The organism is Sulfitobacter sp. S190, assembly GCF_025141935.1.
Taxonomy (GTDB): domain Bacteria; phylum Pseudomonadota; class Alphaproteobacteria; order Rhodobacterales; family Rhodobacteraceae; genus Sulfitobacter.
On the sequence record NZ_CP081120.1, the window covers coordinates 3,134,454 to 3,150,272 of the forward strand.

At 59.5% G+C, this 15,819-nt stretch carries 15 protein-coding genes; 10 read left to right on the forward strand and 5 right to left on the reverse strand.

What is annotated here, in order from left to right; all coding sequences use genetic code 11:
- Positions 1-77 precede the first annotated feature (77 nt).
- Genes K3756_RS15585 through K3756_RS15595 form a run of 3 tightly spaced genes read left to right on the forward strand, consistent with a single transcriptional unit; the run spans position 78 to position 1,214 of the window.
- Complete coding sequence (locus tag K3756_RS15585; RefSeq protein ID WP_259988976.1) at positions 78-401, forward strand: NIPSNAP family protein; 324 nt, start codon at positions 78-80, stop codon at positions 399-401.
- Entirely contained in the window at positions 398-742 is a 345-nt protein-coding gene (locus K3756_RS15590) for an antibiotic biosynthesis monooxygenase (protein ID WP_259988978.1), read from the forward strand. Before K3756_RS15585 ends, K3756_RS15590 begins: the two co-directional genes overlap by 4 nt.
- Before the next feature lie 55 nt (positions 743-797).
- Positions 798-1,214 (forward strand): thioesterase family protein, encoded by a 417-nt coding sequence (locus K3756_RS15595; RefSeq protein WP_259988980.1) that lies wholly within the window; start codon positions 798-800, stop codon positions 1,212-1,214.
- 20 nt (positions 1,215-1,234) lie between these two features.
- Here K3756_RS15595 and K3756_RS15600 read toward each other — a convergent pair whose 3' ends face one another.
- Entirely contained in the window at positions 1,235-2,761 is a 1,527-nt protein-coding gene (locus K3756_RS15600; RefSeq protein WP_259988981.1) for a cryptochrome/photolyase family protein, read from the reverse strand.
- On the reverse strand, positions 2,758-3,423 hold the full coding sequence (locus K3756_RS15605; protein ID WP_259988983.1) for an SDR family NAD(P)-dependent oxidoreductase: 666 nt from the start codon (positions 3,421-3,423) through the stop codon (positions 2,758-2,760). The genes K3756_RS15600 and K3756_RS15605 overlap by 4 nt, the downstream gene beginning before the upstream one ends.
- A gap of 328 nt (positions 3,424-3,751) precedes the next feature.
- Between K3756_RS15605 and K3756_RS15610 the strand changes: the two genes are divergently transcribed.
- Positions 3,752-5,317, forward strand: a complete 1,566-nt coding sequence (locus K3756_RS15610) for a 2-isopropylmalate synthase (RefSeq protein ID WP_259988984.1) — start codon at positions 3,752-3,754, stop codon at positions 5,315-5,317.
- Between the two features lie 42 nt (positions 5,318-5,359).
- Here the strand turns inward: K3756_RS15610 and K3756_RS15615 are convergent, their stop codons facing one another.
- Positions 5,360-5,944: a VOC family protein gene (locus tag K3756_RS15615; RefSeq protein WP_259988986.1), complete on the reverse strand. Its 585-nt coding sequence runs from the start codon at positions 5,942-5,944 to the stop codon at positions 5,360-5,362.
- A 182-nt stretch (positions 5,945-6,126) separates the two neighbouring features.
- Here K3756_RS15615 and K3756_RS15620 point away from each other — a divergent pair, with 182 nt between their 5' ends.
- From K3756_RS15620 to K3756_RS15645, 6 genes are read left to right on the forward strand one after another with little or no spacing between them, the layout of a single operon-like run.
- Positions 6,127-7,173 carry a rod shape-determining protein gene (locus tag K3756_RS15620; RefSeq protein ID WP_259988988.1) on the forward strand — a complete coding sequence of 349 codons (1,047 nt, stop codon included), beginning with the start codon at positions 6,127-6,129 and terminating at the stop codon, positions 7,171-7,173.
- 30 nt (positions 7,174-7,203) lie between these two features.
- The gene (gene mreC / locus K3756_RS15625; RefSeq protein WP_259988991.1) at positions 7,204-8,106 is read left to right on the forward strand and encodes a rod shape-determining protein MreC; all 903 of its coding nucleotides are present in this window, start codon (positions 7,204-7,206) and stop codon (positions 8,104-8,106) included.
- Positions 8,103-8,642 carry a rod shape-determining protein MreD gene (locus K3756_RS15630; RefSeq protein ID WP_259988993.1) on the forward strand — a complete coding sequence of 180 codons (540 nt, stop codon included), beginning with the start codon at positions 8,103-8,105 and terminating at the stop codon, positions 8,640-8,642. The genes mreC and K3756_RS15630 overlap by 4 nt, the downstream gene beginning before the upstream one ends.
- Before the next feature lie 16 nt (positions 8,643-8,658).
- Positions 8,659-10,587 carry a penicillin-binding protein 2 gene (gene mrdA, locus K3756_RS15635; RefSeq protein ID WP_259988995.1) on the forward strand — a complete coding sequence of 643 codons (1,929 nt, stop codon included), beginning with the start codon at positions 8,659-8,661 and terminating at the stop codon, positions 10,585-10,587.
- On the forward strand, positions 10,584-11,723 hold the full coding sequence (gene rodA / locus K3756_RS15640; RefSeq protein ID WP_259988996.1) for a rod shape-determining protein RodA: 1,140 nt from the start codon (positions 10,584-10,586) through the stop codon (positions 11,721-11,723). Before mrdA ends, rodA begins: the two co-directional genes overlap by 4 nt.
- 40 nt (positions 11,724-11,763) lie before the next feature.
- Positions 11,764-12,693: a glyoxylate/hydroxypyruvate reductase A gene (locus tag K3756_RS15645; RefSeq protein WP_259988998.1), complete on the forward strand. Its 930-nt coding sequence runs from the start codon at positions 11,764-11,766 to the stop codon at positions 12,691-12,693.
- 6 nt (positions 12,694-12,699) lie between these two features.
- Here K3756_RS15645 and K3756_RS15650 read toward each other — a convergent pair whose 3' ends face one another.
- Both K3756_RS15650 and K3756_RS15655 read right to left on the reverse strand, forming a co-directional pair.
- A complete protein-coding gene (locus K3756_RS15650) occupies positions 12,700-14,715 on the reverse strand; it encodes a M3 family metallopeptidase (RefSeq protein ID WP_259989000.1) in 2,016 nt (671 codons plus the stop codon).
- Between the two features lie 54 nt (positions 14,716-14,769).
- Positions 14,770-15,819 (reverse strand): molybdopterin-synthase adenylyltransferase MoeB, encoded by a 1,050-nt coding sequence (locus tag K3756_RS15655; RefSeq protein ID WP_259989002.1) that lies wholly within the window; start codon positions 15,817-15,819, stop codon positions 14,770-14,772.

Here is a 15,819-nt window from a genome sequence, read left to right on the forward strand (position 1 = left end):
TTCGACAGTAACTGAAACGTTAACGCACATCAATCCGGTACGCTGTCTGCGGAACCTCCGACACACAAGGAAACAAAATGCTGACCTGCATCATCCGCTACCAGATCGATCCGACCAAAAAGGCCGCTTTTGAACAATACGCCCGCAACTGGGGTCAGGCCATTCCCCGCTGTGGCGCAAATCTCATCGGCTACTACGCACCGCACGAAGGATCATCGACCCTTGCCTACGGAATCTACGATATCCCAAGCCTTGCAGCCTATGAAAGCTATCGCGAAAGGCTGGCCGCTGATCCTTTGGGGCGCGAGAATTATGACTTTGCCCAGCGCGAGAAATTTCTGCTACGCGAGGACAGAACATTTCTCAAACTGGCCTCGGCCCCACACGGAGACCCGAAATGATTGCCGTCATCTTTGAAGTCATGCCCCACCCCCACCGCAAGCAGAACTATCTCGATATGGCCGCGGAAATGCGCCCGCTTGTCGAAGAAATTGACGGTTTCATCTCTGTCGAGCGCTTCCAGAGCCTGACCAATCCGGAAAAGCTGTTGTCGCTGTCCTTCTTTCGGGATGAAAAAGCACTCGACGACTGGCGCAAACTGTCAAAACACCGCAGCGCGCAACGTGCCGGACGAAACGATTTTTTCTCGGACTATCACCTGCGGATTGCCCACGTCATGCGAGACTATGGCATGTTCGAGCGTGCCGAGGCCCCACAGGACAGCAAAGACCTGCACGGCTGACCCTTGCGCGACGGCGGGGTCAGGTTAAGCTGACGCTCTCAGCAAAGGATCGACTATGGCCAAGACTTTCATCACCGACCGCGAATTGCGCTTCGGCGACTGCGACATCTCGGGAACCGCCTATTTCCCGTCGTATCTCAACCTGTTGAACGGCGTGAACGAAGAATTCTGGGCGCATATCGGCTATCCATGGCACGAGATCATCTGGAAAGAACGGTGGGGCACGCCGACGGTCCACCTTACCTGCGATTTTTCCATCCCGTCGCTGTTCGGGCAAACACTGACGTTTGAACTACGCGTCGTGCGGGTTGGTCGGTCATCGGTCACCTTCAAACACGACATCAGTTGCGCGGGCGAAAAACGCTGGAACAGCACACAGGTGTTGGCTGCGTCCGATCTGGACAAACATACCTCAATCCCCTGGCCGGACGCGGTCCGCGCAACGCTCGAGGGCTATCTGGAACCGCAATAACGCGGCACCACGATACGCTGTCAGACGATCTCGCCCGCGTCGAGTTTGTCAAGCACGGCCTGACCATCCTGCAGGACCGTTTTGCGACGGTCCTCGTCCATACGGTCCCACGTGCGGTACATGTTTCCCATGCGGGCATTGTTGGAAAACCGCTCGCGGTGTCGGTCCAGAAAATGCCAGTACAGGGTGTTGAACGGACAGGCGCCATCGCCGGTCTTCTTGCTGACGCTATAGTCGCAGCCTTTGCAATAATTCGACATCCGGTTGATGTAGGCCCCTGAAGAGACATAGGGCTTTGACGCAATCACACCGCCATCCGCAAACTGGCTCATACCTACGACATTCGGCGCCTCCACCCACTCGAACGCATCGGCGTAGACCTCCAGATACCACTGCGCCACCTGTTGCGGGTCCAATCCGGCCACGAGCGCAAAGTTGCCCGTGACCATCAAGCGCTGGATATGGTGGGCATAAGCCTCTTCGCGGGTCTGACCGACGGCTGCTGACATACAGGCCATTTTCGTCTCACCGCCCCAGTACATCGCCGGTAGATCGCGCGACTGGCCAAGCCGATTGCGGCTCGCATAGTCCGGCCCTTCGAGGAAGTAGATACCGCGCACATATTCGCGCCAGCCGATAATCTGGCGGATGAACCCTTCCACCGCATTCAGGGGCGCATCCCCTTTTTCATACGCTTCTTGCGCCGCCTCACAGACCTCTAGCGGTCCGAGCAAACCGATGTTGATATAGGGTGACAGGATCGCGTGAAACATGAAGCTTTCGCCCGATACCATCGCATCCTGAAAGTCACCGAATGTTGGCAGGGAATGGGTGATGAAGTGGTCAAGCGCGTCGAGCGCCTGCGCTCGTGTGGTGGCAAACCAGAACCCGTCAAGCGTGCCGAAGTGATCGGAGAACTCTGCTTCGACCAACCCCAGCACGTCACCCACGATGTTGTCCGGCTCGAACTTCAGCGGTCCTTTTGGCGCGATATCACCGGGCGCAGGCTTGCGGTTATCGTGGTCATAATTCCATTGCCCGCCCTCGGGGTTCTCCCCATCCATCAGCAAGCCGGTTTTCCGCCGCATGTCGCGGTAGAAATATTCCATCCGCAATGCCTTGCGCCCCTCGGCCCAGGCCTCGAATTCCGCATGGCTGGCCAAGAAACGATCGTCGTTCAGGATCTCTGTCTTGATCGGCGCATACTGCAGCTTGTTGATCAGCCTCCATTCTCCGGGTTCCGTGCAAACAACGCTTTGCGCACCGGTCTGCTCGGCGCGGCGCAGCAGCTCGCCCACGATAGATCCCGAGTTCTCCGTGTCGTCGAGTTGCGAATAGGCGACCGTCCACCCCTCCTCCTCGAGATGCGCCGCAAACTTTCGCATCGCCGCAAAAATCAACGCAATCTTCTTGGGGTGGTGGCGCACGTAATTGGCCTCATCGCGCACCTCTGCCATGACCACAGTGTCCTGCGCCTTGTCGCCGGCCCGCAACGCGCTCAACCCGAAAGACAGCTGGTCGCCAAGAACCAAAATCAAGCGGTTCACCACGCGACCTCCTTACCGGCCCAGTCAAAAAATCCACCCGTTTGCTCCGGTGTCAGCGCAGCCATGACATCAATAAGATGCGTCGCGGCTTCTTCCGGCAACACGGATTTGTGGCGGCCGAGATATTTCTGCGTGAACGCTGTCGCGACGGTGCCGGGATGCAGGGCAACGCAGACGCATGACTTATGGGTCCGCGCAAGCTCTATCGATGTGGTCCGTACAATCTGGTTTGCCGCAGCTTTCGCGGCACGGTAGCTCGTCCAACCACCGATGCGATTGTCCCCGATGGAACCCACCCGCGCCGTGAGGACCGCACAAACCGAACGCTCCGACCGCGCCAGCAGGCGCGGCGCATGCCGCAAGATCAGCGCAGGCCCGATTGCGTTGACGGCAAACTGATCCGCCATTGCTTGCGCAGTAACGGCCTTGATCGTCTTTTCCGGCGCAGCACCCTCAATTTCCAACGCACCACTTGCAACAATCAGCCCGTCAAACGGCCCTTCCAGCGCGTCAAGATGGTGATCAACGGACACTTCATCGGTCACATCCAACCCGTCAACAGACCGCGACAGTCCTATCACTTCGGCACCAGCAGACCGCAGCCCTGCCGACAATGCCGCGCCGATACCGCCGGATGCACCTACAATTAAAACTCTTTTCATGACGAAGGTACCTAGATCACGCAGGGTCCGCTTCAACGTGCACCCACTGCTTCATCTTGCCTTTAAACTCATCTGCACCGCCCGCTGGCAACAGGCTGCAAGGCGCGTGATAATTTCCCTTCCCATCTGAAAGCACGTGGTTATAACTGAGCCTATGTTGACCGCAGCCCATAAAAACCCTTTCGCGCAATCCCATGCGCCAGCGCTGCGTGCCCTCCTGCTGCTGCTAGCCCGCCTCTGAGCGTGCCCTTCGGCGCGCCCGCTCAGAGGGAACGTGCCGCGCGCCAGACCGGATAGACAGCAACAGCAAAGACAGAAAGCCAATGACATGACAGACACAAAACAAGATCGCGTCTTGATCTTCGACACGACATTGCGTGACGGGGAACAATCGCCCGGGGCCACGATGACCCACGCCGAAAAGCTCGAAATCGCGGGTCTGCTCGACGAAATGGGCGTCGACATCATCGAAGCGGGTTTTCCCATCGCGTCCGAGGGCGACTTCGCTGCCGTCTCCGAAATCGCGCGGCAGTCTCGAAACGCGCAGATCTGCGGTCTGGCCCGTGCCCAACTGCCGGATATCGACCGCTGCTGGGAAGCCGTCAAACACGCGCAAAAGCCGCGCATCCATACCTTCATCGGCACCTCACCGCTGCACCGCGCCATCCCGAACCTTGATCAGGACCAGATGGCAGAGCGTATCCACGACACCGTCACACATGCCCGTAATTTATGCGAAAACGTGCAATGGTCACCGATGGATGCGACCCGCACCGAAGAGGACTACCTGTGCCGCGTCGTCGAAATCGCGATCAAGGCAGGCGCCACAACCATCAACATTCCCGATACCGTCGGCTACACGGCACCGCGCGAAAGCGCCGAGTTGATCCGCATGCTGATCGAGAAAGTGCCCGGCGCAGACGACATCATCTTTGCCACCCACTGCCACAACGATCTGGGCATGGCGACCGCAAACAGTCTGGCCGCGGTCGAGGCTGGCGCCCGACAGGTCGAATGCACGATCAATGGACTGGGGGAAAGAGCGGGTAATACGGCACTCGAAGAGGTCGTGATGGCGCTCAAGGTGCGCAACGACATCATGCCGTTCAAAACGGGCGTGGACAGCACCAAGATCATGAACATCTCCCGGCGTGTGGCGGCGGTGTCCGGGTTTGCCGTTCAATTCAACAAAGCGATCGTCGGCAAGAATGCATTTGCCCACGAATCCGGCATCCATCAGGATGGCATGCTCAAGAACGCCGAGACCTTCGAGATCATGCGTCCCGAGGACGTGGGCCTGACCGAAACCAATATCGTCATGGGCAAACACTCCGGCCGTGCCGCGCTGCGGTCCAAACTGGAAAACCTCGGATTTGAGCTGGGCGACAACCAGCTCAAGGACGTCTTCGTGCGGTTCAAGGAACTCGCGGATCGCAAGAAGGAAATTTATGACGAGGACCTGATTGCCCTGATGCGCACGGCAACGGACCCCGAGGCGGACCGGATCAAGCTGAAATCGATGCACGTTGTTTGCGGAACCGATGGCCCCAACGAAGCGAAGATGGTGCTTGAAATCGATGGCGAAGAACACCGCACAGAGCAGTCGGGGGATGGTCCGGTAGACGCCTCTTTCAATTGCATCAAGGTCTTGCTGCCGCACACGGCACGTCTTCAGCTTTATCAGGTTGCCGCGGTAACCGAAGGCACCGACGCACAAGCGACGGTCTCGGTGCGCATGGAAGAGGACGGGCGTATCGTCACGGGGCAATCCGCCGACACGGATACGGTAGTGGCCTCTGCCCGCGCCTACATCCACGCGCTCAACCGGTTGCTGGTGCGGCGTGAAAAGGGCGGCACGGACAAACGTGAAGTCAGCTACAAAGACGTAAGCTAAAGCGAAATGAACCTGACGGGCGGTGGATCATCCTGTCGCCCGTCAGCGGTAAGGGTTACACGCAGAACGGTCCGTGCTCAACGACGCTTGGCTGCGCTCGACGATCATCACCGATGCATCGGCAAGATGGCTACGCTCGATCGCTTTGTCGCCGCGCGCCACTCTCAACTTATGCGCTTCAAGCATGACCTCTGCATGGCTGCTCCCCCGCGGTGGAATGAACGTGTAGCAAGCCAACTCTATCAGCAGTCCGAGCGGATCCTTGAAATAGATCGAATGCATGAAGCCGCGGTCCTTCACGCCGGAGTTGTCGACACCGCGCGCCTCGAGCCGGGATAGGACCTGATCGAACATGGCGCGGTCCACCTCAAAGGCGATGTGATGTACACAGCCCGGGTCCATCGGTGTGCGGTCCGGGCTGCCGCGCCGGTTTTCATTGGTGAAGATCGTAATCAGCCGGCCATCGCCGGGGTCGAAATACAGGTGGCCTTCGTCCGGATCGTCCAGATTGGGCTGATCAAAGAGGAACGGCATGCCAAGCGTCCCTTCCCAAAAGTCGATCGAGCTTTGCCGATCGGCACCGGTCAGCGTGATGTGGTGCACCCCGAGGGTCTGGATTTTCTGCATGTCCGGCTCTCCTTCTAGCTGAGTATTTAGTGAAGATAATGCCTTAGCAGAAGACGGCAACATCACGCCGAACGCCCGCCCGAAACCCCTTTTATCATGGCGCGCACCTGCCTATAAGAACGCTCAGCCCGCGCTCAGGGAGTCGCGGGCCAAATTGATATTGAGTAAGGTGTTCCCCTATTATGTCGATCTTTGGAAACATGCGCGGCCTGTTCTCGTCGGATATGGCGATCGACCTGGGCACCGCGAACACGCTCGTCTACGTCAAGGGACGCGGGATCATCCTGTCGGAGCCATCCGTGGTTGCCTATCACGCCAAGGACGGCGTGAAGAAAGTGCTTGCTGTCGGCGAGGACGCCAAGCTGATGCTGGGTCGTACGCCCGGCAGTATCGAGGCGATCCGCCCGATGCGCGAAGGTGTTATCGCTGATTTCGACACCGCCGAAGAGATGATCAAACACTTCATCCGCAAAGTGCACAAACGGTCGACGTTCTCGAAGCCCAAGATCATCGTCTGCGTTCCGCACGGTGCTACCCCAGTCGAAAAACGCGCGATCCGCGAGAGTGTTCTGCGCGCTGGTGCGCGCCGGGCGGGTCTGATCGCAGAACCCATCGCCGCCGCAATCGGTGCGGGCATGCCGATCACGGATCCGACGGGCAACATGGTCGTCGATATCGGCGGCGGGACAACCGAAGTCGCGGTGCTGAGCCTTGGCGACATCGTCTACGCACGCTCCGTCAGGGTCGGGGGTGACCGCATGGACGAAGCCATCGTCAGCTATCTGCGTCGCCAGCAGAACCTTCTGGTCGGGGACACCACTGCCGAACGGATCAAGACATCGATCGGAACCGCGCGTATGCCCGACGACGGGCGCGGCACCTCGATGCAAATTCGCGGCCGCGACCTGCTCAACGGTGTGCCCAAGGAAATCGAAGTGACGCAAGCACAGATCGCCGAAGCGCTTGCCGAACCCGTTCAGCAAATCTGCGAAGCGGTGATGACGGCGCTCGAAACGACACCGCCCGATCTCGCGGCGGATATCGTCGATCGCGGCGTTATGCTGACGGGCGGCGGTGCGCTGCTGGGCGATCTGGATCTCGCGCTGCGTGAACAGACAGGGCTTGCCGTCTCGATCGCGGATGAATCGCTCAATTGCGTGGCGTTGGGCACAGGCAAGGCGCTTGAGTACGAAAAGCAGTTGCGCCACGCTATCGACTACGACAGCTAACCGTTCGCGCGAGGGAGGGAGCCTGCCGCCATGGCCAGAGACCGATCTCAGTCGAGCGATTACACCGGACCGTTGCGCCGTCTGCTGATGACGGTCCTGATCCTGTTTCTGGGTGCTGTTTTCGTCGTCTGGCGCATCGACAGCCCGCGTGTGGAACGGTTCCGCGCCCAGATCACGGACCAGATTGTCCCGAATTTCGATTGGGCGATGGCCCCCATCACGGGCACGATCAATCTGCTGCGAGATTTCCAAAGCTACAGCCAGCTTGCCGAACAGAATCAGGAATTGCGCTCCGAATTGCGCCAGATGGAAGCGTGGAAAGAGGCCGCCTTGCAGCTCGAGCAGGAAAATGCCCGGCTGCTGGATCTCAACAACGTCCGCCTTGATCCGCGGCTGACGTACATCACCGGTGTGGTTCTCGCCGACAGCGGCTCCCCGTTCCGGCAATCGGTGCTGCTGAACGTCGGCGCGCGCGATGGCATCGTCGAAGGATGGGCAACAATGGACGGCATCGGTCTGGTCGGGCGCATCTCTGGCGTCGGCGAAAACACGGCCCGCGTCATTTTGCTCACCGATGCCTCGAGCCGCATACCCGCAACCATTCAACCCTCGGGCCAACGCGCCATTGTAGCGGGCGACAACACCGCCGCACCGCCGGTTGATTTTCTCGAGAACCCGGACCTTGTGAGACCCGGTGACCGTGTGATCAGTTCGGGCGACGGGGGTGTATTTCCGGCAGGGTTGCTCATCGGGCAGGTCGCTGCGGACCCCGGTGGCCGCCTGCGCGTGCGCCTTGCCGCCGATTACGAACGGCTCGAGTTCTTGCGCGTGTTGCGCCATTACGGCACTGCGCCTGTGGGCGACACCACCTCGGTCATCACGTCGCAAGGGCCGGTTCTGCCGACACCAGAGCAATCCGCGAGCGAGCCATGAACGATCTGTCACCCTTGCGGCTATGGGTGATGCGCCTGGCATTCGTGCTTCTCGCGCTTGTGAATCTGTTCTTCCACCTTTTGCCGCTCGAAACCACGCCACGCAGCTGGGCGTCACCCGATTTGTTGCTGGGGTTTGCCTTGGCATGGTCGATGCGGCGGCCCGAATATGTCCCCGCGATCAGTCTGACACTTGTGTTTCTGCTGACCGACCTGTTGCTGCAACGGCCTCCGGGGCTTTGGGCGTTGCTGGCATTGGTCGCTTGCGAGAACCTCAAATCGCGCAGCAGATCCATACGTGACGCAACTTTTGGCGCGGAGTGGATCGCCGTGGCAACACGTCTCATCGCGATCATGCTGGGCTATAGAATAGTGCTGGGCCTTACGCTCGTTGCGCCGCCCCCGTGGCAGCTGAGCCTGATAGAAACCGGTATGACGATCCTGTTCTACCCGTTGATCGTGGTGACAACCCATGCTCTGATGGGTGTAAGAAAAGCCGCTCCCGGCGAGCTGGACGCACTGGGCCAACGCGCATGACGAAAGGCACCGTGACATGAGACGCAATCGTGCTGACAAAGACGCAAGCCATGCCAAGCTGAGCCGTCGCGCCGCCCTTCTGGGAGGTGCGCAACTGCTCTTTGTCGGCGGTTTGGCGGCGCGGATGCGATACCTACAGGTTGACCAGGCGGACCAGTTTCGTCTGCTGGCCGAAGAAAACCGTATCAACATCCGTCTGATCCCCCCGAAACGTGGCGAAATCTTTGACCGCAACGGCATCCAGCTGGCCGAGAACAAACCCAGCTACCGGATCGTGATAGTGCGCGAGGATGCGGGCGACGTCGAAGCGGTGCTGGACCGGCTTGCCTTGATCATCGACCTGAGCGATGAGCAGCGTGAGAGCACACTGGCAGAACTGAAGCGCTCTGCCCCGTTTTTACCCGTGACGATCGCGGAAAACGTGAGCTGGGATGCGGTGAGCGCCGTATCGGTAAACGCGCCTGCCCTGCCCGGTGTTTCGCCCGAAGTCGGTTCGACCCGTGTCTACCCGCGCGGATCGGATTTCGCGCATGTGGTCGGCCGCGTCGGGCGTGTCAGCCAGAAAGACCTTGATGCGCTTGACGATCCCGATGCCGTTCTGCGCATTCCACGGTTTCAGATCGGCAAGATCAATGTCGAGGCACGGCAGGAATCGCTCCTGCGCGGTACGGCTGGCACCAAGCAGGTCGAGGTAAACGCCACCGGTCGCGTGATGCGCGAACTCGATCGGCGCGAAGGCCAATCGGGTGCAGACCTGCAATTGACGCTTGATGCCAACTTGCAAAACTACGTGCAGGCCCGCCTCAGCGGCGAAAGCGCCGCGGTCGTCATGATCGATTGCGAAAAAGGCGATATTCTCGCCAATGCGTCTGCGCCTTCGTATGACCCGAACCTCTTTATCGGCGGTATCTCCAGCAAGGACTACGATCCGCTGCTCAATTCGAAGTACCGGCCGCTGGTAAACAAGACTGTGCAGGGCGCGTACCCTCCCGGATCCACGTTCAAAATGATGACAGCAATGGCCGCAATCGAAGCGGGCATCGTCGGGCCGCAAGAAACGGTCTATTGCCCCGGCCACCTCGAGGTGGGGGGACGGCGCTTTCATTGCTGGAAACGGGCCGGTCACGGATGGGTCGATCTCGAGACATCGCTGAAGCGGTCGTGTGACGTGTATTACTACGATCTGGCACTGAAGGTCGGCATCGAAAAGATTTCGGCGATGGCACAGCGGTTCGGATTGGGCATCCGCCATGATCTGGCGCTCAGCTCTGTCAATTCCGGTCTGACACCGACCAAGGAATGGAAACGCAGCGCGCGGGGCGAGTCCTGGGTGATCGGTGACACTGTGAACGCATCGATCGGTCAGGGGTTCATGCTTGCATCCCCGATGCAATTGGCCGTGATGACGGCACGGCTCGCCACGGGGCGCGAAATCATGCCAAGACTGGTAAAGACCGTCGACGGCGTCGAGCAGCCCGTGACGGGCGGTGCCTCGCTTGGAATGAAGGAAAACAACCTGCGCAAGATGCGCAAATCCATGTATTCGGTCGTCAATGACCGTCGTGGCACAGCCTACCGTAGCCGTATCATCGCAGACGGCATGCGCATGGCCGGCAAAACAGGCACAAGCCAGGTGCGGTCAGCCGTGGTCAACAACAACGAGGTTCCGTGGGAACAGCGCGATCACGCGCTTTTTGTCAGTTTCGCGCCCTACGACAATCCGCGGTTCGCCTGCGCGGTGCTGGTCGAACATGGCGGCGGTGGATCAAAGGCCGCGGCGCCCATCGCGCGCGATGTCATGCTGCAGGCCCTCTACAACGGCGAACCGCCGCTCGAGGCATATCCGACGGCCGTACGGGGCCAGATCGAAGAACAGCAGCTGCGTCTGCGCGATGTGCGCCCCGAAGCCCGCATTAACAAAAGTGCCGTCGGGGATCAGGCATGAGCTATCTTGAGTCTACGGTCAAATCCGTTCCGACTGGATTGCGCAAGATATTGTACCTGAACTGGCCGCTGGCCGTTTTGTTGACTGCTGTCGCGGGCACCGGGTTTTTGATGCTCTATTCGGTTGCCGGCGGCGGCTTCAGCCCGTGGGCAGAGCCACAGATGAAACGGTTCGGCCTGGGGCTTGTTCTGATGCTTTTCGTGGGGCTGGTGCCGATCTGGCTTTGGCGCAATCTCGCGGGGCTTGCCTATGCGGTATCGGTCATGTTGCTTGTGGCGGTCGAGTTTTTCGGGGCTGTGGGCATGGGTGCCCAGCGCTGGATCGATCTGGGCTTTTTCCGGCTTCAACCATCCGAGCTCACCAAAATCACCTTGGTGATGTTCCTCGCAGCCTACTACGACTGGTTGCCCGCCAAGAAAACATCCAGACCTTTGTGGGTCATCTTGCCCGTTCTTATCATCCTGCTGCCGACGGCGCTGGTGCTGAACCAGCCCGATCTGGGGACCTCGATCCTGTTGCTGACCGCCGGCGGCGGGCTGATGTTTCTGGCAGGGGTCCATTGGGCATATTTCGCCGCTGTTATCGCGGCCGGTGTAGGTCTGGTTACTGCCGTGTTCCAATCGCGCGGGACACCGTGGCAGCTTCTGAAAGACTACCAGTTCCGCCGCATCGATACCTTCCTTGACCCCAGCACAGACCCGCTGGGCGCCGGATACCATATCACCCAGTCCAAGATCGCATTGGGATCGGGCGGCTGGACCGGCCGTGGCTTTATGCAAGGCACGCAATCGCGGCTGAACTTCCTGCCAGAAAAGCACACGGATTTTATCTTTACGACATTGGCCGAAGAGTTCGGTTTTGTCGGGGGGATTTCGCTGCTGGCGCTTTATGCGTTGGTCATCATCTTTTGCGTCGCGTCCGCCGTCATGAACAAGGACAGGTTTGCCGCACTTCTCACATTGGGTATCGCGCTGAACTTCTTTCTGTTCTTTGCCGTGAACATGTCGATGGTCATGGGGCTCGCCCCGGTGGTCGGTGTTCCGCTGCCCTTAGTGAGCTATGGTGGATCTGCGATGCTTGTCTTGATGCTGGCATTCGGGCTGGTGCAGTCTGCGCATATCCACCGCCCCAGATGAAATGAACCTATATGCCTGACCCAAGCGAGGCGTTCGCGGTATGAAAAATGTTCTGTTTGCGGCCGGTGAAAAGCGGTGGGCGCTCTACTTTGATCCACTGACCAAGGCGTTGGAGAGCGAAGGGGTCGCGGCGCACCTGTCGCAAGACATTCCGCCTCAGAGCGTGGACTACATCGTCTACGCCCCGGACAGCAGTCTGCAGGATTTTCGCCCCTATACGCGCGCCAAGGCCGTCTTGAACCTTTGGGCGGGGGTCGAAAAAATTGTCGGCAATGAAACGCTGTCCATACCCTTGGCCCGCATGGTCGACCCCGGCCTGTCAAAAGGTATGACGGAATGGGTGGTGGGGCACGTGCTGCGACACCACCTTGGCATGGACCGGCACATCGTGAATCCGGACAATGAATGGCGCCCCGCGGTTCCGCCGCTCGCGTTCGAACGAACGGTGGTTATTTTCGGGCTCGGCGCACTGGGCACCGCCTGTGCTATGGCGCTGGTGGCGCTGGGCTTCAATGTGGTGGGATGGTCCCGTAGCCCCAAGTCGGTTGAGGGTGTGACCTGCCTGCACGGCGAGGCGGGTCTTTCAGCGGCGTTGGCGCAGGCGGATATTGCCGTAATGCTACTGCCCGACACTCCGGCGACAACCAATCTGATGAATGCCGAAACACTGGGCCAGATGCCACAGGGTGCCTATCTCATCAATCCGGGCCGGGGGCCCTTGATTGATGACGACGCGCTTCTTGGCGCATTGGAAACAGGGCAGATCGCACACGCGACACTGGATGTGTTTCGTACCGAACCGCTGCCGCGCGTCCATCCGTTTTGGGATCATCCGAACGTCACGGTGACACCGCACATTGCCGCAGACACCCGCCCCGCCACTGCGGCACAGATGGTTGCACGCAACATCGCGCGCAGCGAGGCGGGACTTCCTTTGCTCAACCTCGTAGACCGGTCGCTCGGATACTGAGGCAGATCAGGCCGCGTCCAACCCGCGGCCTTTGAGCAGAGCCTCGACCCCCGGCAACCGCCCCCGGAAGGCGACATATAATTCGGCGGCATCGCGGCTGCCTCCGGTCGAGAGAATGTGTTGCTCAAGTGCGCTGGCGCGGTCGCGGTCAAACGGACCACCGGCTTCTTCGAACGCTGCGAAAGCATCCGCGTCCATCACTTCGGACCACATGTAACTATAGTAACCGCTCGAATATCCATCCCCTGCAAAGACGTGTGCAAAATGCGGGGTTGCGTGCCGCATTGTAATGGCGTCTGGCATGCCCAATTCCGACAGAACTTCGGCCTGCCGTGCCATTGGATCGGACGGCGCAGGTCCGTCGTGAAAGGCCAGATCAACCAGCGCCGACGCCACATATTCGACAGTCTGGAAACCCATATCGAACGTCGCGGCACCCAATACCTTGTCGAGCATTTCCTCGGGCATCGCATGTCCCGTGTCCGCATGGATCGCGAATTCACTAAGGACTTCGGGCACGTCCAGCCAGTGTTCATAAAGCTGGCTTGGCAGTTCCACGAAATCGCGGGCCACAGAGGTGCCAGAGATAGATTCGTAGGTCACATCGGAGAGCATCTGGTGCAGGGCGTGGCCAAATTCATGGAACAATGTGCGGGCATCATCGTAGCTGAGCAATGCCGGATCGCCCTTTGCGAAATTGCACACGTTGATCACAATCGGGGTCTGCGGTTGGGGGAATTTGGCTTGGCTGCGCATGGCCGAGCACCACGCACCCGACCTTTTGGAGCCACGTGCAAAATAGTCACCGATAAAGACCGCGACATGCTCACCATTGCGGGTCACGTTCCACGCCCGGCAATCGGGATGGTAGAGCGGCACATCCAATGGCGCAAAGGACAGCCCGAAAAGCCGGTTCGCACAGGAAAATGACGCCTCGATCATGCAGTCGAGTTGAAAGTACGGTTTGAGCGCCTCTTCATCGAGATCGTGCTCGATCGCGCGACGCTTCTCCGCGTAGTAGCGCCAATCCCACGCGGCCAATTCCCCGTTCACGCCGTCAGCGTGCATCATGTCTTGCAGGATTTTCGCATCGGCATTTGCTTGCGCCTTTGCGGGTTCCCAAACCGCCATCAGCAATTTGCGCACGGCATCCGGCGTCTTGGCCATTTCGGTCTCTAGCTTGTAGTCGGCAAAGCTATCGTATCCCAGAAGCTTCGCCCGCTCTTCGCGCAACGCCAGGATTTCAGCGGCGATGTCGCGGTTGTCCGTCTTACCCCCGTTTGCCCCCCGCGCGGCCCACGCCGCAAAGGCGCGTTCACGCAAATCGCGACGCGGGGAAAATTGCAAAAAGGGCGTTATCAGCGACCTCGAGAGGGTCACGACGGGTCCGTCCGCCTCTTTTTCACGGCCCGCGGCACGGGCAGCATCCACAACGAACGCGGGCAAACCATCCAGATCATCTTCGCCCAACGGCATGAACCAGTCCCGTTCATCCGCAAGCAGGTTTTGCGTAAATTCGGTTCCCAGAACGGCAAGACGGTTCTTGATCTCCTTCATTCGGGTTTCGTCAGCCCCTGTCAGCGCCGCACCCGACCGCACGAAACCCCGATGGGTCAGCATCAGCACGCGCTGCTGTTCCTCCGTCAGGGTAAGGCTTTCGCGCTTTTCCCACACGGAGGCAATGCGCTCAAAAAGCTGCGAGTTGGCGGAAATGTCAGCGAAATGTGCCGACAACAGCGGCGAGAATTCCCGCTGCAAGGCTTCGCGATCAGGATTGCTGTCTGCGCCTGAAACGGTGAAGAAAACGCTCAACACTTTGTCGAGGTCCCGGCCAGCGGCTTCCATCGCCTCGACCGTGTTTGCGAAATCCGGCGCATCGGGATTAGACGCGATTGCCTCTATCTCTGCCTTGTGACGCGATAGGGCAGTATCAAGCGCCGGTGCAAAATCAGAATCGCTGATTGTGTCAAACGGGGCGATTGCAAAAGGTGTGTCCCAGTCCTGCAGCAATGGGTTTGTCATCGCGATTTCCTTTGTTATGCGGTCCCGGTATCCGGGAGAGCGCCGTGTTCATATCTAAGCATGCAATGCACCGCACGTTGGGCAATCGGCACGACGCTTGACGCCGATTGTGCGGTTTTCGCCGTATAGCGCATCGTAAATCATCAGCTGATTGCGCAGCGGGGTCCCCGCTCCGGTGATCAGTTTGACCGCCTCGAGCGCCATCATCGCACCAACCACCCCTGGGAGCGGCCCGATAACGCCGGCCTGCGCACAACTGGGAGCCAACTCGGACGCCGGCGCTTGCGCAAAAACGCATTGGTAGCACGGTGCGCCCGACGCAGGATCAAAAACGCTTAGCTGACCTTCCCATTGGCTCAACGCGCCAGAAACAAGCGGTTTGCCTGCCGTCACGCAGGCCGCATTCACGAGGTAGCGGGTATCGAAATTGTCGGTTCCGTCGAGCACCAGATCGTAGTCCGCAACCAGATCATCAACAATCTCACCGGTCAGCCTGCGGTGATACGGCCGGACGGAGACGAACGGATTCTGCGCGAGCATTTCCGCCTGAGCGGAGAAAACCTTCGGCATGCCGATAGAGGCATCTTTGTGAATGACCTGTCGGTGCAGATTGGTGTTTTCTACTGTGTCGTCATCAATCACACCGATCGTCCCGACACCTGCGGCGGCAAGATACTGCAACGCGGGTGCGCCAAGTCCCCCGGCGCCAACAACGAGCACCTTCGCATTTTTCAGCGCCTTTTGCCCTGCGCCGCCAACCTCGCGCAGAACGATATGGCGGGCATAGCGGTTCAGTTCGGTATCCGAAAAGCTTCCCTGCGCGACAGGTACCTGCGGTGCGGTCGCATCCACACCTGTCCGCAAACGCAACTGGCCAATGCCCTTCGAATAGACCCAGACAAGCGCACCGATGCCCAACACGATGAGCCAAGGCGCAGCGCTGCCCCCTGTAGCGTCACGGACAGGGTGCGTATCGGGCAGGACCAGTTGCAGCGCGATCACCACAACCATGAGCAAGCCCAGCATGATCGAACGGGCGTTCCGCGGGGTGCCCATCCACATGCCAAGCCCCCAGATCAGCGCGGCCAATATCAGTACAAGCAT